This window comes from Pseudomonas sp. LPH60, assembly GCF_030718165.1.
Lineage (GTDB): Bacteria > Pseudomonadota > Gammaproteobacteria > Pseudomonadales > Pseudomonadaceae > Aquipseudomonas > Aquipseudomonas danubii.
In genome coordinates this window covers 443,910-462,513 of the sequence record NZ_JAVAJH010000004.1, presented here as the reverse complement: position 1 = coordinate 462,513, position 18,604 = coordinate 443,910, and the positions used below count along the sequence as shown (strand labels likewise).

Annotated in this window: 14 protein-coding genes and 1 pseudogene; 9 read left to right on the top strand and 6 right to left on the bottom strand. The window is 62.4% G+C overall.

Going from position 1 to position 18,604, the window contains the following annotated elements:
- Window positions 1-4: 4 nt before the first annotated feature.
- Complete coding sequence (locus Q8O96_RS16920) at window positions 5-1,933, top strand: acetyl-CoA hydrolase/transferase C-terminal domain-containing protein (RefSeq protein ID WP_102862246.1); 1,929 nt, start codon at window positions 5-7, stop codon at window positions 1,931-1,933.
- Between the two features lie 113 nt (window positions 1,934-2,046).
- Here the strand turns inward: Q8O96_RS16920 and Q8O96_RS16915 are convergent, their stop codons facing one another.
- Both Q8O96_RS16915 and rep read right to left on the bottom strand, forming a co-directional pair.
- Window positions 2,047-2,619: a xanthine phosphoribosyltransferase gene (locus tag Q8O96_RS16915; RefSeq protein WP_016968070.1), complete on the bottom strand. Its 573-nt coding sequence runs from the start codon at window positions 2,617-2,619 to the stop codon at window positions 2,047-2,049.
- Between the two features lie 55 nt (window positions 2,620-2,674).
- Entirely contained in the window at window positions 2,675-4,684 is a 2,010-nt protein-coding gene (gene rep, locus Q8O96_RS16910; protein WP_102862245.1) for a DNA helicase Rep, read from the bottom strand.
- Window positions 4,685-4,951: 267 nt separating this feature from the next.
- On the opposite strand from rep, the gene Q8O96_RS16905 reads away from it, so the two are divergent.
- Complete coding sequence (locus tag Q8O96_RS16905; RefSeq protein ID WP_102862244.1) at window positions 4,952-6,625, top strand: bifunctional diguanylate cyclase/phosphodiesterase; 1,674 nt, start codon at window positions 4,952-4,954, stop codon at window positions 6,623-6,625.
- 54 nt (window positions 6,626-6,679) lie between these two features.
- Here Q8O96_RS16905 and Q8O96_RS16900 read toward each other — a convergent pair whose 3' ends face one another.
- Window positions 6,680-8,080 (bottom strand): NorM family multidrug efflux MATE transporter, encoded by a 1,401-nt coding sequence (locus Q8O96_RS16900; protein WP_305949126.1) that lies wholly within the window; start codon window positions 8,078-8,080, stop codon window positions 6,680-6,682.
- Between the two features lie 157 nt (window positions 8,081-8,237).
- Between Q8O96_RS16900 and Q8O96_RS16895 the strand changes: the two genes are divergently transcribed.
- The 3 genes and pseudogenes from Q8O96_RS16895 to Q8O96_RS31290 all read left to right on the top strand — a co-directional run bounded on the left by Q8O96_RS16895 (window position 8,238) and on the right by Q8O96_RS31290 (window position 11,328).
- On the top strand, window positions 8,238-9,158 hold the full coding sequence (locus Q8O96_RS16895) for a LysR substrate-binding domain-containing protein (protein WP_102862242.1): 921 nt from the start codon (window positions 8,238-8,240) through the stop codon (window positions 9,156-9,158).
- Between the two features lie 193 nt (window positions 9,159-9,351).
- Window positions 9,352-10,425 (top strand): annotated as a pseudogene (locus Q8O96_RS31295) (Cache 3/Cache 2 fusion domain-containing protein); the annotation flags it as partial.
- A 42-nt stretch (window positions 10,426-10,467) separates the two neighbouring features.
- The gene (locus tag Q8O96_RS31290) at window positions 10,468-11,328 is read left to right on the top strand and encodes a methyl-accepting chemotaxis protein (RefSeq protein ID WP_371826188.1); all 861 of its coding nucleotides are present in this window, start codon (window positions 10,468-10,470) and stop codon (window positions 11,326-11,328) included.
- Window positions 11,329-11,414: 86 nt separating this feature from the next.
- Here Q8O96_RS31290 and Q8O96_RS16885 read toward each other — a convergent pair whose 3' ends face one another.
- Entirely contained in the window at window positions 11,415-12,341 is a 927-nt protein-coding gene (locus tag Q8O96_RS16885; RefSeq protein WP_305949125.1) for an ABC transporter six-transmembrane domain-containing protein, read from the bottom strand.
- Between the two features lie 113 nt (window positions 12,342-12,454).
- Here Q8O96_RS16885 and Q8O96_RS16880 point away from each other — a divergent pair, with 113 nt between their 5' ends.
- Both Q8O96_RS16880 and Q8O96_RS16875 read left to right on the top strand, forming a co-directional pair.
- Complete coding sequence (locus Q8O96_RS16880) at window positions 12,455-13,033, top strand: TetR/AcrR family transcriptional regulator (protein ID WP_305949124.1); 579 nt, start codon at window positions 12,455-12,457, stop codon at window positions 13,031-13,033.
- A 113-nt stretch (window positions 13,034-13,146) separates the two neighbouring features.
- Window positions 13,147-14,361: an aldose 1-epimerase family protein gene (locus Q8O96_RS16875; RefSeq protein ID WP_115581199.1), complete on the top strand. Its 1,215-nt coding sequence runs from the start codon at window positions 13,147-13,149 to the stop codon at window positions 14,359-14,361.
- Between the two features lie 4 nt (window positions 14,362-14,365).
- Here Q8O96_RS16875 and Q8O96_RS16870 read toward each other — a convergent pair whose 3' ends face one another.
- Both Q8O96_RS16870 and Q8O96_RS16865 read right to left on the bottom strand, forming a co-directional pair.
- A complete protein-coding gene (locus tag Q8O96_RS16870) occupies window positions 14,366-15,859 on the bottom strand; it encodes a YifB family Mg chelatase-like AAA ATPase (RefSeq protein WP_305949123.1) in 1,494 nt (497 codons plus the stop codon).
- Between the two features lie 178 nt (window positions 15,860-16,037).
- Window positions 16,038-16,298: an accessory factor UbiK family protein gene (locus Q8O96_RS16865; RefSeq protein WP_072451854.1), complete on the bottom strand. Its 261-nt coding sequence runs from the start codon at window positions 16,296-16,298 to the stop codon at window positions 16,038-16,040.
- 416 nt (window positions 16,299-16,714) lie between these two features.
- Between Q8O96_RS16865 and glnK the strand changes: the two genes are divergently transcribed.
- Window positions 16,715-17,053: a P-II family nitrogen regulator gene (gene glnK / locus Q8O96_RS16860; protein ID WP_002555808.1), complete on the top strand. Its 339-nt coding sequence runs from the start codon at window positions 16,715-16,717 to the stop codon at window positions 17,051-17,053.
- Window positions 17,054-17,086: 33 nt separating this feature from the next.
- Window positions 17,087-18,424: an ammonium transporter gene (locus Q8O96_RS16855; protein WP_102862236.1), complete on the top strand. Its 1,338-nt coding sequence runs from the start codon at window positions 17,087-17,089 to the stop codon at window positions 18,422-18,424.
- The last annotated feature ends 180 nt before the right edge of the window (window positions 18,425-18,604 follow it).

Sequence of the window (18,604 nt, the reverse complement as noted above, 5' to 3'; positions counted from 1 at the left end):
TCAGATGCTGCAATCCTGTTCTATCGAGCATGCGGTAGATGAAGTGCTCGCCCGTTTGCCGCAACACATTCACATGGGCATGCCCCTGGGCCTGGGCAAACCCAACCGTTTTGCCAACGCTCTGTATCGCCGCATTGGCCAATTGCCCGAACGCCAACTGACGATCTATACCGCCCTGAGCCTGGGCCGTCCGTCCCTGGGCGACGGTTTGCAGAAGCGCTTTCTCGAACCCTTCGTGGAGCGGGTGTTCGGCGACTATCCAGAACTGGATTTCCTTGCCGACCTGCACCGTGACAGCCTGCCGGCGAACATCCGCGTCGAGCAGTTCTTCATGCAGCCCGGCAGCCTTTTGCACAGCGCCGCAGCGCAGCAGGACTACGTCAGCAGCAACTACAGCCATGCCGCCCGGGACATCAACGCCGCCGGCCTCAACCTGGTGGCGCAACTGCTGGCCCGCGATCCGCAACACCCCGGCCGCCTGAGCCTGAGCTGCAACCCGGATATCACCCTCGACATGCTGCCGATGATCGCCAAGCGTCGTGCGGCGGGGGAGACCATCCTGATTCTCGGCCAGGTCCACAGTGACCTGCCTTATATGCCCGGGGACTCCGAGATCGATGCTGCGGACCTCGATCTGCTGATCGACGAAGAAGAGCGCAGCACCCTGTTTTCCACGCCGAACATGCCGGTGGGGATTCAGGATCATTGCATCGGCTTGCATGCCAGCACCCTGGTGCGCGACGGCGGCACCTTGCAGATCGGCATTGGCTCCATGGGCGACGCGCTGACCGCAGCCTTGCTGGCACGGCAGGCCGACAACGACGGTTATCGTGCCCTGCTGGCGGATCTGCAGGTTGACCACTGGCAGGCGCTGATCGACCGCGAAGGCGGCGTCGAGCCCTTTGCCCAGGGGCTCTATGGTTGCAGTGAAATGTTCGTCAACGGTCTGCTGGCCCTGGCGGATGCCGGCATCGTGCGGCGCAAGGTCTACCCGACCCTGGAGCTGCAACAGCAAGCCAACGCCGGCACTCTGGATGCGGCCACGGCTGGCGGGGTCTCGGTCCACGGTGGTTTCTTCCTTGGCCCGCGCAGTTTCTATCAGCGGTTGCGCGAGCTGCCCAAGAGCAAGCTGGCGCAGTTCAACATGACCGCCATCAGCTACATCAACGAGCTGTATGGCCATGAAGAACTCAAGCGCCTGCAGCGCCGGGATGCGCGATTCATCAACAGCGCGTTCACCATGACCCTGATGGGCGCGGCGGTGTCCGATCAGTTGCAGGGCGGGAAGGTGCTCAGCGGTGTGGGCGGGCAGTACAACTTCGTTGCCCAGGGACATGCTTTGGCAGATGCCCGATCAGTGCTGATCCTGCGCAGTTGGCGCGAATCCGCTGGCGAGGTCAGTTCCAACATTGTCTGGGAGTACGGCCATTGCACCATCCCGCGCCATCTGCGGGACATCGTGATCACCGAGTACGGTATTGCCGATCTGCGGGGTAAAACGGATGCGCATGTGATCGAGGCGCTGCTCAACATCAGCGACTCACGCTTTCAGCCGGGGTTGCTGGAGCAGGCACAGAAGGCCGGAAAACTGCCGAAGGATTTTCGTCTGAACCCGCGTTTTACCGACAACAGCCCACAGCGTTTGCAGAACATTCAGGCGCGTCATCGCCACCTGTTTCCCGAGTATCCGTTGGGCAGTGATTTCAGCGATGAAGAGCGTGACCTGCTGCGGGCGCTGAACTGGCTCAAGAGCAAGTTCAAGCTCAGCGAGATCCTTGAGCTGGGCAAGGCGGCACTCGATGCGCCGGAGCCTGAGGCATTTGCGGCGCACCTTGAGCGCATGGGGCTGGAGCAGCCCGATGGGCTGCGCGAGGAACTGTATCAGCGCTTCCTGCTGGCCGGGCTGCAGGCCACGGCACCCACCTTGTCGTAGGTGCCGGCTTGCCGGCGAATGGGCCATCAAGCCTTGCGCTGCTCTCAAGGGCGTCTTCGCTGGCAAGCCAGCTCCTGCACAATTCAACTCCTGAGCAGGCCTGGCGGGCGAGGTTACTCGATGAAGGTGACCACGCCACCGGCCAGGGATTTGACCCGGGCCAGGGATTCCACGCGGTAGCCCTGGGCGTCCAGCTCGGCACGGCCGCCCTGGAAGGACTTCTCGATCACGATGCCCAGGCCGGCCACGGTGGCACCGGCCTGCTTGATGATCGAGATCAGTGCCTGGGACGCCTTACCGTTGGCCAGGAAGTCATCGATGATCAGCACACGATCGCTGCTGGTCAGGTGCCGTGGGGAGATGGCGACGGTGCTTTCCACCTGTTTGGTGAAGGAGTACACGGTGGCCGACAGCAGGTTCTCGGTCAGGGTCAGGGACTGGTGCTTGCGGGCGAAGATCACCGGCACGCCCAGGTTCAGGCCGGTCATGATGGCCGGGGCAATCCCCGAGGCTTCGATGGTGACGATCTTGGTGATGCCCGAGTCCTTGAACAGCGTGGCGAATTCATCGCCGATCAGCTTCATCAACTGCGGGTCGATCTGATGGTTCAGAAAGGCGTCGACTTTCAGTACTTGATCGGAAAGCACGATGCCTTCTTCGCGAATTTTCTTGTGCAGTGCTTCCACGGAGCTTCCTCAAATAGCGCCTGTTGCGCCAAAGGTCAGTTAAAAATAGTCGATTTTAGCGCTTTAACATCGCGCGTATATCCGCCAAAGCGCTATTGCCGCGAACGGCTTTGACTTCGGTCGGCGTGTCGTCGTTGCCTTCCCAGGCCAGGTCGTCCGGGGGCAATTCATCGAGGAAGCGGCTCGGTGCGCAGTCGATGATTTCACCGTATTGCTTGCGCTTGGCCGCGAAAGTGAAGGCCAGGGTCTGGCGAGCACGGGTAATGCCCACGTAGGCCAGGCGTCGTTCTTCCTCGATGGTATCGGCTTCGATACTGGAGCGGTGCGGGAGGATTTCCTCTTCCATGCCCATGATGAACACGTAGGGAAACTCCAGCCCCTTGGAGGCATGCAAGGTCATCATTTGTACACCTTCGGCGCCGTCTTCCTCTTCCTGCTGGCGTTCCAGCATGTCCCGCAGGACCAGCTTGCCGATGGCGTCCTCGACGGTCATTTCGCCGTCTTCGTCTTTTTCCAGGGTGTTCTTCAAGGCCTCGATCAGGAACCAGACGTTGCCCATCCGGTAGTCCGCGGCCTTGTCGCTGGAGCTGTTGGTGCGCAGCCAGTTCTCGTAGTCGATGTCCATGACCATGCTGCGCAGGGCAGATATCGGGTCTTCGCCGGCGCATTGTTCACGGACGCGGTCCATGAAGCGCTTGAAGCGCGCCAGGCGATCAGTGAAACGGCTGTCCAGGTGCTCGCCCAGGCCGATCTCATCGGTGGCGGCGTACATCGAGATCTTGCGCTCGGTGGCGTAGTTGCCGAGTTTTTCCAGGGTCGTGGAGCCGATTTCCCGGCGCGGCACGTTGATCACCCGGAGGAAGGCGTTGTCGTCGTCCGGATTCACGATCAGGCGGAAGTAGGCCATCAGATCCTTGACTTCCTGGCGTCCGAAGAAGCTGTTCCCGCCGGACAGGCGATAGGGCACCTGGTGGTGCTGCAGCTTCAGTTCGATCAGCTTGGCCTGGTAGTTGCCCCGGTAAAGAATGGCGAAGTCGCTGTAGGGCCGGTCGGTGCGCAGGTGCAGGCTGAGGATCTCCATGGCCACCCGTTCGGCCTCGGCGTCTTCGTTGCGGCAGCGGATCACGCGGATCTCGTCGCCGTGGCCCATCTCGCTCCACAACTGCTTTTCGAACTCGTGGGGGTTGTTGGAGATCAGCACGTTGGCGCAGCGCAGGATACGGCTGGTGGAGCGATAGTTCTGCTCCAGCATCACCACTTTCAGGGACGGGTAGTCGTCCTTGAGCAGCATCAGGTTTTCCGGGCGCGCGCCACGCCAGGCGTAGATCGACTGGTCGTCGTCGCCCACCACGGTGAACTGGTTGCGTTTGCCGATGAGCATTTTCACCAGCAGGTACTGGCTGGCGTTGGTGTCCTGGTATTCGTCCACCAGCAGGTAGCGGACCTTGTTCTGCCATTTCTCCAGGATGTCGGCGTGTTCTTCGAACAGCTTCACCGGCAGCAGGATCAAGTCATCGAAGTCCACCGCGTTGAACGCCTTGAGCGTGCGTTGGTAATGGGTGTAGACGATGGCTGCAGTCTGTTCCTTGGGGTTGCGGGCATTTTCCAGGGCTTGGGCCGGCAGGATCAGGTCGTTCTTCCACGAACCGATCATGTTCTTGATCTCGTCGACACCGTCGTCCCCGGAGTACTCCTTCTGCATGATGTCGGTCATCAGGGCCTTGACGTCGGCTTCGTCGAAGATCGAGAAGCCCGGCTTGTAGCCCAGCCGCGCATGCTCCTTGCGGATGATGTTCAGGCCCAGGTTGTGGAAGGTCGACACGGTCAGGCCACGGCCTTCGCCGGCGCGCAGCAGGGTGCCGACCCGCTCCTTCATTTCTCGCGCGGCCTTGTTGGTAAAGGTCATGGCGACGATGTACTGGGCGCGGATGCCGCAGTTCTGGATCAGGTGCGCGATCTTGCGGGTGATCACGCTGGTCTTGCCGGAGCCTGCGCCGGCGAGCACCAAAAGAGGGCCGCCGACATAGTTCACGGCTTCTTGCTGCCGGGGATTGAGTCGGGACATGACGGTAAAAAGGGATCGGTTACGAAAAGGGCGGGCATTTTAACAGGCTGGACAGATTCTGCTGCTCTCTCCGACTTGTGACGCACAACGCTATCTAAATTTGCCGGTTTTGATACTTTCCCTCAGGATGCGCGCTGAATATGCGTCTAATGTTCGAGTTAGAGCGGTACAAGAAATTGCGTATGATAATCAATATCAATTGTTATTGCTTATTTGCGCGCCATAATGCCCGCCGCCAACTCATTTTGCAGAGTCTAGGGAGCTAGCTTGTCTAAGCCTGTCGAACCCTTGCGTTTGCTGCTACTGGCCGAAGAGCCTGTGTGGACAGCGTTGTTGCGCGAGTGTGTCGCTCCGTTGGGAGACTCGGTGGTATTGATCAGTGCTCCCACCTGGGAGTCGGTCAGTCGTTTGTTCGAAGACGATCGCAATGCGGTCCTGTTGACCATTCCACGCCTGCAGCCCGGTCCCGGGCGTTGCAGTTTGCCCACCATTCTATTGCTGGACCATGAGCCCTCAGTAGCCCCGGTGGGTGTCAGCGACTGGCTGGTGGGTTCTTGCCTGAGTACCGACGCCCTGCGTCGCTGCCTGCGTCATGTCCGCGAGCGCGGTGTGCTGGAAAACACCCTGCAACGCCTGGCCGAGCAAGACCCCCTGACCGGCATCGCCAACCGCCAGGGCTTCCAGACCCTGCTGGCCGCACGGCTGGCGGAAAACGACGGTCGCGGCCTGGCCCTGGGGCACCTGGACCTGGATAACTTCCGCCACGCCAACGACGCCCTCGGCCACCAGGCCGGCGACCGCCTGATCTTGCAGGTGGTGTCGCGGCTCAAGAGCCAACTGGAGGCTGGTGACCAACTGGCCCGCCTGGGCAGCGACGAGTTTGCCCTGCTGATCGACACCCGCCGCGCGCCGCAGCGCGCCGAATGGATGGCTGAACGCATCACCGAAGCCATGGCCGAACCCTATTGGGTCGATGGCGAAAGCTTGTTGATCGGCTGCAGCCTGGGGATTGCCCATGCGCGAGCCAATGCCGGCGCCGACCCGTTGATGTGGCATGCACATATCGCCATGCAGCAGGCCAAGAGCACCCAAGGCTGCACCTTTCATATCTTCAATGAGCGGATCAACCGCAACGCCCGCAGCCTCGCCGATCTGGAAAGCGAACTGCGCCGAGCCTTGCGCCGTGATGAGCTGGAGCTGCATTACCAACCCCGGCTGAACCTGCATGACGGCAAGATCGTCGGCCTCGAAGCCCTGGTGCGTTGGCGCCACGGCGAGCGCGGCTTGCTGCCTCCCAGCGAGTTTGTGCCCCTGGCGGAACAGAGCGGGCTGATCGTGCCCTTGGGCTACTGGGTGATTTCCCGTGCTCTGCGAGACATGCAGGCCCTGCGCGAGCGTGGGCTGCCCTCGCTGCACATGGCGGTCAACCTGTCGTTCCGCCAGTTTCAGGACAGCCAGTTGCTCTCGACCCTGAGCCGGCTGATCGCCGAGCGCGGGGTTGAGGCCCAGTGGCTGGAGTTCGAGCTGACGGAAACCGCAGTGATGCGCCGCAGCGATCTGGTGAAGCAGACCATGGATGCCCTGGGGCGCCTGGGGGTGCGTTTTTCCCTGGACGACTTCGGCACCGGTTTCTCTTCCTTCGTCCACCTCAACAGCCTGCCGATCACCCTGCTCAAGGTCGACAAGAGCTTTGTCGGGGGCATGGAGCAGCGTGAAGAGAACCGCAAACTGGTACACGCCATGATCAACCTGGCCCACAACCTCAATCTGGATGTGGTGGCCGAAGGTGTGGAAACCGCGGAGCAACTGGCGTTGCTACGAGGCTTTGGCTGCGATCAGGTCCAGGGCTACCTGATCAGCAAGCCGTTGCCCCTGGCGGACCTGATGGAGTACCTGACGTTCGGCAGCAGCCAGCAGTCGCTGCAGGAGGGGATGCTTTAAGCGACGGATACCGGTGCTGATCCAGCGCCTTGGGCGGCGGGGACCCGCTCCCCGTCAATCCGCGCTGCTGGCTTGAGCGTTCATCGCCGCAACCACGGGCTCGTGCTTGATCATGCGGCGCATCCGCCACTCGAACGCCAGGGTCAGGCTGATGGCCGCGCAGGCCAGGCCCAGGGCCAGTCCCCACCAGACACCGGTCGGTCCCCAGCCCAGGGTAAAGGCCATCAGCCATGCCGATGGGGCACCGATCAGCCAGTAGCAGCCCAGGCCCACCAGGAAGGTGGTCTTGGCATCCTTGAGACCGCGGATGGCGCCCATGGCGATGGTCTGGGTGCCATCGAACAGCTCGAACCAGGCCGCTACCGCCAACAGGCTCACCGCCAGTTCAATCACCTCGGCGAAGGCCGGGTCGTTATGGTCGAGGAACAGCCCGATCAACTGGTTGGGCAGCAGCCAGAAAACCATCGCGAACCCCAGCATCGCCACCGCGCCGAAGGCGATGCCGACCCGTCCGGCCAACCGTGCATCCAGCAGTTGTCCGGCGCCGTAGTGCTGGCCGATGCGCATGGTGATGGCGTAGGAGATACCCGCCGGCACCATGAACGCCACCGACACGATCTGCAGGGCGATCTGGTGCGCCGCCAGCTGGGTGCTGCCCATGGTGCCCATGCACAGCGCGGCGAAGGCGAACAACCCGACTTCCACCGCATAGGTGCCGCCGATGGGCAGGCCCAGGCGCCACAGTTCGCGCAGGTAATGGGTGTTCAGCCGGGCCAGGCCCTGGCGCAATGGGTACGCGGCATAGGCTGGATGGCGCTTGATGTGCCAGGCCAAGGCCAGCGCCATGCAGTTGGCGACGATGGCGGTCACCAGGCCGATGCCCATCAGGCCGAGTTTCGGTAGGCCGAACATGCCGGTGATCAATGCATAGTTGAGCAGGAAGTTGGCCACAGTCCCTGCCAGGCTGATGACCATCACCGGCGTCGCCCGGCCGATGGCGCTGGTGAAGCCGCGCAAGGCCATGAAGCTCAAGTAGCCGGGCAGGGCGAACGGCAGGATCAGCAAGAACTGGCCGGCAGCCTGGACGTTGCTTTCAGTCTGGCCAAAAAGCAGCAACAGCGGTTTGAGGTTCCACAGCAGCAGGCCGGCGACCAGGGCCATGATCCAGGCCAGCCACAGGCCGGCCTGGGTCAGGCGGGCGGCGCCCTGGATGTCTCCGGCGCCCTGACGAATCGCCACCAGGGTGCCGACCGCGGCAATCACGCCGATGCAGAAAATCGAGACAAAGGAATAGCTGGCGGCGCCCAGGCCACCGCCGGCCAGGGCTTGCGGGCTGAGGCGGGCCATCATCAGGGTGTCGGTGAGAACCATCAGCATGTGCGCCAGCTGGGAGGCGATCAGCGGCCCCGCCAGCCGCAGGATGGCCCAGAGTTCGGTACGTGCTGGATGCTGCATGGTCATCAGGCTCGATCAGGGTAAAGTCGGGGAGAGCGCTGATTCTCGGCGCTTCCGGGCCATAGCACAAAGGGATAAAAATACTTGCTGGCATGATAAAAACTCATGCGAATATCTTTCTGGTAGCGTTGCGTCATTCCGCTGCTGGAGCGCGTCCATGTCCCGTCGTCTTCCTCCTCTTTATGCCCTGCGCGCCTTCGAAGCGGCGGCGCGGCACAGCTCCTTCACCCGCGCGGCCGAGGAACTGTCCATTACCCAGAGCGCTGTCAGCCGGCATATCCGCACCCTGGAGGAGCACTTCGCCTGCCGGCTGTTCCAGCGCAGCGGGCGCAATCTGCAACTGACCGAAGCGGCGCGCTTGCTGCTGCCGGGTATCCGCGAGGGTTTCGGTGCCCTGGAGCGGGCCTGCAATACCCTGCGGGCCGAAGACGACATCCTGCGTATGAAGGCGCCGTCGACCCTGACCATGCGCTGGTTGCTGGCCCGCCTCAGCCGCTTCCGCCATCTGCAGCCGGGCAACGAAGTGCAGCTCACCAGTGCCTGGATGGACGTGGACTCCGTGGACTTCAACCAGGAGCCCTTCGACTGCGCGGTACTGCTGAGCAACGGACACTTTCCACCGGACTGGGAAGCCAGCTACCTGTTCCCGGAGTTGCTGATCCCGGTGGGTGCTCCGAACTTGCTCGAAGACCCGCCCTGGGATGTGGCGCGGCTGGCGGCCACGGAGTTGTTGCACCCGACTCCGGATCGGCGGGACTGGCGCAGTTGGCTGGAGCAGATGGGGCTCACGGATCAGGTTTCCCTCAAGGGCGGGCAGGTGTTCGATACCCTGGAACTGGGGATGATTGCGGCGGCTCGGGGTTACGGCGTGTCCATGGGGGATCTGCTGATGGTGGCCGAAGATGTGGCTCAGGGTCGCTTGAGCCTGCCCTGGCCGACCGCCGTCGCCAGTGGCTTGAACTATTACCTGGTGTGGCCCAAGACCCGGCCGGGAGGCGAACGTTTGCGACGCCTCAGCGACTTTCTCCAGGGCGAGGTCCAGGCCATGCAACTGCCCGAGGTAGAGCGCCTCGGCTGAAACGATGCAGTGCCCGGCCGACGGGGGCGCGGAGATATCCTTGCTAGGCGCTCAAGTATTCGTGGGCGCCGCCGAATCCATGGGTTATGGAACCAGCGTTCAGGAAGGTCCTAAATTACTAAAAATCCTAGAATAATTACTGCCGAGTGTGCTGATCGATCAGGATGATCCGCCTTCTCGGGAAGGAGCCATCATGTCCCAACCCCGTGCCCGGATAGCCTCCCAGCTAGGGCTTGCCCTTGCCCTGATACTCGCTCTGGTGATCAGCGGTAGTACCCTGTTTGCCCTGCGTTCTCTGGATTCGGCGAATCTCGACACTAGAGAGGAGCACCTGGCCAGCGAAGCGCGCCTGCTGGCGGATCAGCTCAACACCTTTCACAGCAGCCTGCGCGAAAGCACCCAGCGCCTCAGCGGCTTGTTTGAAAACCGCTTCCGCAGCGGCCTGAGTCTGCATCCCGAGCAACCGGTGAGTGTGGCCGGGGTCCAGACCCCGGGCCTGCACCTGGGGGACGTGGTGCTGAACAACAACTTCGAGGAAGTGGACGAGTTCAAGCAGATGACCGCCGGGGTGGCGACCCTGTTCGTGCGCAGCGGCGACGACTTCATCCGGGTCAGTACTTCCTTGAGCAAGCAGGACGGCAGCCGGGCCATTGGCACCTTGCTCGACCACGCCCACCCGGCCTATCAGAAACTCATGGCGGGGCAGGGTTATGTCGGCCGGGCGCTGTTGTTCGAACGTTTCTACATGACCCAGTACACCCCGGTGCTGGATCGTGCCGGCAAGGTGATTGCCGTGTTGTTCGTTGGTTTTGACTACACCGATGCGCAGAACGCTCAGTTCGACAATCTCCAGCGCTTTCGCATCGGACACAGCGGCTCCCTGGCCTTGCTGGACGAACAGCACAAATGGCTGGTGCCACCGGCGGGCGTGCAAGGCCTGGATCAGGCCGCGCAGGTCATGACCGATGCAGCGCAGCAGCCGGGCAAGGGCCGCTTCTGGAGCGACCAGGGCGAAGACTTCTACAGCCTGGCGGTGCCTTTTGCCGGTGGGCCCTGGTCGGTGGTAGCGAGCATGCCCAAAGCCGAGATTCGGGCGGTGACCTGGAGCGTCGGCATCCGTCTGGTGATCGGCAGCCTGTTGGCGATGTTGTTGGCGGTGGGCGCTACGGTCTGGCTGCTGCGCAGCAAGCTGGCGCCCTTGAGTGATCTGGTGCGTCAGGCCCAGGCCTTGGGCGGCGGCGACCTGAGTGCGCGGTTGAATGTGTCCAGCCACGATGAGATCGGCCAACTGGCTCGCAGTTTCAACCAGATGGGTGAAGCCTTGTCGACCATGGTCGAGCACATCCGCCGTTCTGCCGCAGAGGTCAACGGTCGGGCCCAGGCCTTGTCTGGCCTGTCCAGCGGTGCCTATGAAGGCATGGAGCAGCAGTCGGGCGAGATCACCAGCATGGCGGGGGCGGTTGAGGAGTTCAGCGCCACGTCGCTGAACATCGCCGACAACATGGGCAGCACCCAGCGCCTGGCCGAGGAAAATGCTCAGCAGACCCATATCGGCCGCGAGTCCATGGAGCAGGCGTCATCGTCCCTGGAGCAGATTGCCGGGGCGCTCAACAGCACGGCTACGGTAATCAATACCCTGGGCCAACGCTCCCAGGAGATCGGCGGAATTGTCGGGGTGATCACCGCGATTGCCGACCAGACCAACCTGCTTGCACTCAACGCCGCCATCGAGGCGGCCCGTGCCGGCGAGCAGGGTCGCGGCTTCGCCGTGGTGGCGGATGAGGTGCGCAACCTGGCGTCGCGTACCCGCGAGGCCACCGACGAAATCTCGCAGATGATCAACAGCATCCAGCAGGAAACCGGCCATGCCATCGAGACCATGGAGCAGGGCAACCGGCTGATGCAGGAAGGCTTGTCGCGCAACGCCGATGTGGCTTCGGCCCTGGCCCTGATCGACGAGCAGAGCCGCAGCGCCGGAGAGCAGTTCGCCGCCATCACCACGGCCACCCAGGAGCAGAGCAGCACCGCCACGGTGCTCAGCAGCAACCTGCAGAGCATTGCCCAGGCCAACAGCGAGCAACGGGAAGTGGTGTCCAACCTGGCGCTCACTGCTCGTGAGCTGGAAACACTGGCCGCCGACCTGCGACAGGAAGTCGACCGCTTCCGCTGACAGTGGCCCTTTCGCCCCGCAACCCTGGGTTGCGGGGCAAGGTCCTGCTGCACGCCGGCGGCTATCGCGTCCGGCGGTTCTGAGGTTTAGCGGGGTTCGGTCGGTTCACTCAGCCCCGGGTCAACGCGCTTGCCGATGTCCCGCAGGCGCGCCAATTGATCGACCATGGTCGGGGCCTCGTCGACGCTGCTGACGAAGGTCCACAGATAAGTCATTACCGCATACACATGCCCGGCCTTGACCTCGGGTGACAGCGCCAGCTGACTGATGGCGATGACGAACAGAATCGCCGCCACGGTGCCCAGAAACAGATAGGCCGCCGCCTCCCGGTCCGAGAGCCAGATGCGCAGCCGCGACAGCAGCCGATAGTGACGCTTCAGCGAGGCGGCGCCGACCTTGGCCACCAGGCCGATTTCCTTTTCCAGTCGATCGTTCAGGCGTTCGTGCAACTGCTGATTGCGCCGTGCAAAGCGCGGCAGCAGGGTGACGCACAGCAGCAGGGCGCCCAGGCAGGCCAGGCCGATCCAGGGCTCGATCACCAGCAGCATGACCGCGGCACCGACAATCGATACCAGGGCGGTGGCGATGGTCGGCACATGCTTTTCGAAGAAGTCGACGAACTCCCTGGCCAGCACCACCCGCGCCGCTGCCGTGGAAGTGTTTTGCTGCTGCAGGCGCTGATTGAGGATCACCGGCACCGCCAGGTCGGCGTAGATGCGGGTGAAGGTGCGGGTGTCCACCGCTCGCCGCGCGGCCCCCACGACCCAGAAGCCCAGCACCACCAGGGCGTAGGTCAGCGCGTGGGTGGTGTCACCCCGCAGGATCGAGTCTACGGCGAACCCGGCAAACAGCGGGTAGGCCAGCAGCAGGGCGTTCTCTAGCGCCACCAGGGACAACGTGACAAACAGCTTGCCCGGGTACGCCCGGGCAATGGCCTTGAGCGTCTGGCCGGCCGATTGCTGGCCGATCTTTTGTGTGGAGTCGACGATAACGGATGGGGTGACGACAGACATGAGTGCACCACAGGTGTGATAACGGTTAATATTGAGCGACTGCTCAATTATCTTTGAGCGATCGCTCAAAATGCAAGCGCCGTCCATCTCGGCGTCAAGAGGCCCGATTGCCCATGTCCCGTAACGACCGTAAAGACCAGATCATCGGCGCGGCCCTGGAGTTGTTTCGCAGCAAGGGGTTCGCCGATGTCTCCACTCGCGACCTGGCCGAACATGCCGGGTTGTCCCGCAGTCATGTCTATCACTACTTCAGCGATTGGAAGGAGCTGCGCCGCGAGGCCTTCATCCGTTTTGCCAATGAGCAACTGGAGGCGGTGGGCGAACCGCTGCAAGGCGTCGCGCCCTTGGAGGCGCTGCAGGGTTTTCTTCGCGATTGCCTGCCCGATTCCGCCGAGGACGGCTGGGCGCTGTGGCTCGATGCCTGGGACGAGGCCATGTATGACCAGGAGCTGGCCGAGGCCTACCTGAAGATCAACGGTCAGTGGCAGCAGATGTTGGCGCAGATCGTCCACCGTGGGGTCCAGGCCGGAGTGTTCCGCTGCTCCAGCCCCGAACGCGTGGCACGACAGTTGTTCGCGCAAACCATGGGCTATGCCGATGACCTGCTGCTGCGGGCCTCGACCGAAGCTGCCGAGGCTGCCTTGGCAGAAGTCTTGGAAGTGGCGGGTTTGCTGTTGGGGTTCGAGGACTAAGGGCCTCAGTACAAATGATGGGATCTTGTGGTGGTTAGCGCGATTTATTGGCTTGCTGAAACGATTCTTCAGCGCTATAAAAATCGTACAACTCCAATAAAGGCAATCCCTCGATGAAGTCCCTCAAACTGCTTGTTTCCCTCGCCGCGCTGAGCGCCGCTTCCCATGCCATGGCCTGGGACTATGTATTGCTCGACAGCGACAAGGCCGCCGACAACCTGCACCTCACCAGCCAGCAACTGGGGGTAAAGACCGAGCGGCCTTTTTCCGTGACCTTGCGCACCTTGCATGGCGGTCGCCAGGAAGGGGTGAGCATCATCGACATCGACAATGGTGTGATGAAGCTCTCGGTGGTGCCGACCCGGGGCATGAATGTGTTGCAGGCCTCGGTGGGCGATGTGCGCCTGGGCTGGGATTCACCGGTCAAGGAAGTGGTCAATCCGGCGTTCATCGAACTCAATGGCCGTGGTGGCCTGGGCTGGCTGGAAGGCTTCAATGAGCTGGTGACGCGCTGCGGCTACGAGTGGGTCGGGCACCCTGGCCTGGACAATGGCGAGTTGCTGACACTGCATGGCCGCGCGGCGAACATTCCCGCCAGCAAGGTCACCCTGCATATCGACGAGAAACCGCCTTACGCCATTCACTTGCGGGGCGAGCTCAAGGAGCAGGCGTTCAAGAAGGTCGATTTCAGTGTCGCCACCGAACTGGTTACCGAGCCCGGCAGTACCAGTTTCACCCTCAATGACCGGTTGACCAACAACGGTGATTATCCGAAGGAATACCAGGCGCTGTACCACAGCAACTTCAGCACGCCGTTCCTCGAGCAGGGGGCCAAGTTTGCGGCACCGGTAAAACAAGTCTCGCCCTTCAACGACAAAGCCAAGGCCGATCTGGGGGACTGGCAGACCTATCGCGGCCCGACCCGCGACTATGACGAGACCGTCTACAACGTCGTGCCTTATGCCGACGCCAAGGGCGAGACCCTGGCGGTGCTGCATAACAAGGCGGGTAGTCTCGGCGTATCGCTGGGCTTCAATACCCAGCAGTTGCCGGTGTTCTCGCTATGGAAGAACACCGACACCCAGGGCCAGGGTTATGTGACGGGACTGGAACCGGGCACCAGTTTCTCTTACAACCGCCGCTATCAGCGTCCGCTGAATCTGGTGCCGACCATCGGCGCCAAGGAGCAACGGCAATTCCAGATCCGCTACAACCTGCTGGCGGACAAGGCTGCGGTGGATGATGCGCTGAGTCTTGTCGGCAAGATTCAGGATGGACGCCAGACCGAAGTGCGTCCCACGCCGCTGGTGGATCTGTCCAAGGAGTGACCCTTCAACCTGTGCTCGGCCGGTAATGCAGGGCTTCTGCCAGATGCTCGCGGTTGATCCGTGCCGCCTGCTCCAGGTCGGCCAGGCTCCGGGCCACCTTCAGCAGGCGGTGGGCGGCTCGTAGCGACAGGTCCAGGCGTTCGCAGGCCGCTTCCAGCCAGCGTTCGTCAGCCGTGGATAGCCGGCAATGGCGCCTCAGGCCGGGGAGGTCGAGATGGGCATTGGCGCAACCCTGGCGTTGGCGTTGCAGCTCGCGAGCTTGAGCCACCCGGGCGGCGGCGCTGGCACTGTCGTCCCCCGGTTGCGGCTCGGGGTTCAGGGCGGTGGCTTCGCGAGCCACGGTCAGGTGCAGGTCGATGCGATCGAGCAAGGGGCCGGACAGCTTGTTGCGATAGCGCTGGATCTGTTCCGGCGTGCAGCGACACCGTCCGTTGGGGTCGCCAAGGTAGCCACAGGGGCAGGGGTTCATGGCGGCTACCAGTTGGAAGCGCGCTGGAAACTGTAGCCGGTCGCGGGCGCGAGAGATGACGATCTGGCCCGACTCCATGGGCTCGCGCAGAACCTCCAGGACCTTGCGGTCGAACTCCGGCAGTTCATCGAGAAACAACACACCGTGATGGGCCAGGGTGATTTCTCCCGGACGAGGTTTCGAACCGCCACCCACCAGTGCAGGGCCTGATGCCGAATGATGGGGCTGGCGGAAGGGGCGCTGCGGCCAGTGGCGCAGCGGCTTGTGGCTGCTCACCGATTGAATGGCTGCGACTTCCAGGGCTTCGTCTTCCTGCAAGGGTGGCAGCAGGCCGGGCAAGCGACTGGCCAGCAAGGTCTTGCCGGTGCCGGGCGGGCCGCTGAACAGCAGGTTGTGGGCACCGGCGGCAGCGACCAGCAAGGCACGCTTGGCGGCCAGTTGGCCCTGGACTTCCCGCAGGTCGGGGTAGGGCGTCTGATTCTCCTGCAAGCCGTCGCTGACGTAAGCCGCGATGGGGACGTGGCCATTGAAGTGGGCGACGGCCTCCAGCAGATGGTCTACGGCGATCACCTCCAGGCCCGAGGCCAGGCAGGCTTCCTCGGCATTGGCCCGGGGCACCAGCAGGGTGCGTCCCGCCTTGCGTGCCGCCAGCGCAGCCGGGAGCACACCGCGTACTGCTCGCACCGCGCCGGACAGAGCCAGCTCACCCAGGCATTCGATGTTGTCCAGCGCCAGGGCCGGCACCTGCACGCTGGCGGCGAGGATGCCCAGGGCGATGGCCAGGTCGAATCGTCCACCGTCCTTGGGCAAGTCCGCCGGAGCTAGGTTGAGGGTGATGCGTCGCGGCGGGAAGTTGAATCCGGCGTTGAGGATGGCGCTGCGCACCCGGTCCTTGCTTTCCTTGACTGCAGCTTCCGGCAGCCCGACCAGGGTCAGGCTCGGCAGGCCGTTGGCCAGGTGCACTTCAACGCTGACAGCCGGAGCCTGTACGCCCACTTGGGCACGGCTGTGGATGATTGCCAGGGACATGGGAAGATCTTCCTTGAGACAGCGGGAACCGCGTCCTGCGGTGCTGCAAGGATAGATGAGGGCTTTGGCGGGAGGAGCTTTGAATGCGCACAGGATATGTCGCCGGCGCTACGGCTTTCGTTGGCAAACCGGCTCCAGGTTTGTAGGAGCCGGCTTGCCGGCGAATCGCGGGTTCAGCTCATTGCGCTGCCGGATTGAGCCGGGCTTCCAGCTCCGCCACTTTGGCCTCCAGGCTTTCCAGGCGTGCCCGGGTGCGGGCCAGGACCACCATCTGGCTGTCGAATTCTTCCCGGCTGACCAGGTCCAGTTTGCTGAAGCCGCTTTGCAGCAGGGCCTTGAACTGGCTTTCGATTTCATTGCGAGGCAGAGGTGTTTCACCGCTGAGCAAACGCGAGGCGTGGCCGCTCAGGGCATCGAGAAGGTCTTTGGGCGCGAGCATGGGAGTGTCCTGAATAGCAGATGGGCCGCAGTGTATCACGCACGGCTCAAGGGCTTGGTGGTGCCCGCTCTGCACGTTTTTCGCGCATCCGGGCGGGCGCTCGCGCACCGTTATTGTGCGTATCCGCGGTGCCGATTTGTGGCAAGCCCGAACGGCTGTGGGCAAGAGACTGAAATCACTGATTTTTCCCGAGCTGGCAAGCTTTCTGCTTAGACCTTGGTGACCCATGCACTGATGCAGTCGCTGTGACGAATGCAGTGCGGCAGGCGGAGCGGGGAGTGTTTCGTCAGAAGCGGTTAGCTGGCGTCGGTCTGGCTGAGGAAGGCCGACGATGCGTTACAAAGCCAGGCACTGCGCTTAGACTTGAGTCGGGTTTGTTTTCCTGGGGCAAGTCCACCAATTCGGGAGAGAGTTTCATGAAGCTAGTCACTGCCATCATCAAGCCGTTCAAGTTGGACGACGTGCGCGAGTCGCTGTCCGAGATCGGCGTGCAGGGCATTACCGTCACTGAGGTCAAAGGCTTCGGCCGGCAGAAGGGTCACACCGAGCTGTATCGCGGTGCGGAGTATGTGGTGGATTTCCTGCCCAAGGTGAAGATCGATGTCGCCATTGACGACAAGGATCTTGACCGGGTTATCGAGGCGATAACCAAGGCCGCCAACACCGGCAAGATCGGTGACGGCAAGATCTTCGTGGTCAATCTGGAACAGGCTATTCGCATCCGTACCGGCGAAACCGATACCGACGCAATCTAAGCCGCCAAACCCAACGCCCCAGGAGAAAACAATATGACTCTGCGTAAATTCGCAGGGCTAGGAGCCCTTTTGTCCCTCGTAATGCCTGGCCTGGCCATGGCGGCAGACGAAGTGGCAGCTCCAGTCCTCAATTCCGGCGACACCGCCTGGATGCTGACTTCCACAGCCTTGGTGCTGTTCATGACCATTCCTGGCCTGGCGCTGTTCTATGGCGGCATGGTGCGGTCGAAAAACATTCTTTCGGTGCTGATGCAGTGCTTTGCCATTACCGGCCTGATCAGCATTCTGTGGGTCATCTATGGCTACAGCATTGCGTTCGACACGACGGGCATGGAACAGGGCGTCGTCAACTTCAACTCCTTCTTCGGTGGCCTGGGCAAGGCCTTCCTGGCGGGCGTGACCCCAGCCAGCGTAACCGGCCCAGCGGCGCTGTTCCCTGAAGCGGTGTTCATCACCTTCCAGATGACTTTCGCCATCATCACTCCGGCGTTGATTGTCGGTGCCTTCGCCGAGCGGATGAAGTTCTCCGCCATGCTGATCTTCATGGGCGTCTGGTTCACCCTGGTGTATGCACCGATCGCGCACATGGTCTGGTCCGGCAACGGCGGCCTGATGTGGGACTGGGGCGTGCTGGATTTCGCCGGCGGCACCGTGGTCCACATCAATGCCGGTATCGCAGGCCTGGTGGCGTGCCTGGTACTGGGCAAGCGCAAAGGCTTCCCTACCACGCCGATGGCTCCCCACAACCTGGGCTATACCCTGATGGGCGCGGCCATGCTGTGGGTCGGTTGGTTCGGCTTTAACGCCGGCTCCGCTGCTGCGGCCAACGGTACTGCCGGCATGGCCATGCTGGTGACGCAGATCGCTACTGCCGCCGCGGCCCTGGGCTGGATGTTTGCCGAGTGGATCACCCACGGCAAGCCAAGCGCGCTGGGTATCGCTTCGGGCGTGGTCGCCGGCCTGGTAGCCATCACTCCGGCAGCGGGCACCGTTGGCCCGATGGGCGCCCTGATCATCGGCCTGGCCGCTGGCGTGGTGTGCTTCTTCTGTGCCACCAGCCTCAAGCGCAAGCTGGGTTATGACGACTCCCTGGATGCCTTCGGCGTTCACGGCATCGGCGGTATTCTTGGCGCGATCCTCACCGGTGTGTTCGCCGCTCCATCTCTGGGCGGCTTCGGCACCGTGACCGACATCGCCGCGCAAGTCTGGATTCAGTGCAAAGGTGTGGGCTTTACCGTGATCTACACCGCGATCGTGACCTACATCATTCTCAAGGTCCTGGATGCCATCATCGGGCTTCGGGTTACCGAGGAAGAAGAAGCGGTCGGCCTCGATCTGGCACAACACAACGAGCGGGGTTACAACCTGTAATCGCGCCTGAAAAAACGCCCGGCTCCGGCCGGGCATTTTTTTGCCTGGCATTTGTCATTGAGAAAGGCTGAATGGATTTACTGACAAGCATTGGCGTGTATGCCGTGGCGATTTCCAGCAGGACAAATGCTTACACTAAAGCAGGATTATTCGGCGCTTTGTTTTTTCCCTGAGCGCGCT

What these genes read in the sequence shown, in the direction of transcription:
- Q8O96_RS31290 (WP_371826188.1), top strand. Translation starts at nt 10,468, where the DNA reads ATGGGTGAAGCCTTGTCGACCATGGTCGAGCACATCCGCCGTTCTGCC.
- Q8O96_RS16900 (WP_305949126.1), bottom strand. Translation starts at nt 8,080, where the DNA reads ATGCAGCATCCAGCACGTACCGAACTCTGGGCCATCCTGCGGCTGGCG.
- Q8O96_RS16865 (WP_072451854.1), bottom strand. Translation starts at nt 16,298, where the DNA reads ATGCTCGCGCCCAAAGACCTTCTCGATGCCCTGAGCGGCCACGCCTCG.
- rep (WP_102862245.1), bottom strand. Translation starts at nt 4,684, where the DNA reads ATGTCCCGACTCAATCCCCGGCAGCAAGAAGCCGTGAACTATGTCGGC.
- Q8O96_RS16920 (WP_102862246.1), top strand. Translation starts at nt 5, where the DNA reads ATGCTGCAATCCTGTTCTATCGAGCATGCGGTAGATGAAGTGCTCGCC.
- Q8O96_RS16895 (WP_102862242.1), top strand. Translation starts at nt 8,238, where the DNA reads ATGTCCCGTCGTCTTCCTCCTCTTTATGCCCTGCGCGCCTTCGAAGCG.
- Q8O96_RS16870 (WP_305949123.1), bottom strand. Translation starts at nt 15,859, where the DNA reads ATGTCCCTGGCAATCATCCACAGCCGTGCCCAAGTGGGCGTACAGGCT.
- Q8O96_RS16880 (WP_305949124.1), top strand. Translation starts at nt 12,455, where the DNA reads ATGTCCCGTAACGACCGTAAAGACCAGATCATCGGCGCGGCCCTGGAG.
- Q8O96_RS16885 (WP_305949125.1), bottom strand. Translation starts at nt 12,341, where the DNA reads ATGTCTGTCGTCACCCCATCCGTTATCGTCGACTCCACACAAAAGATC.
- Q8O96_RS16875 (WP_115581199.1), top strand. Translation starts at nt 13,147, where the DNA reads ATGAAGTCCCTCAAACTGCTTGTTTCCCTCGCCGCGCTGAGCGCCGCT.
- glnK (WP_002555808.1), top strand. Translation starts at nt 16,715, where the DNA reads ATGAAGCTAGTCACTGCCATCATCAAGCCGTTCAAGTTGGACGACGTG.
- Q8O96_RS16855 (WP_102862236.1), top strand. Translation starts at nt 17,087, where the DNA reads ATGACTCTGCGTAAATTCGCAGGGCTAGGAGCCCTTTTGTCCCTCGTA.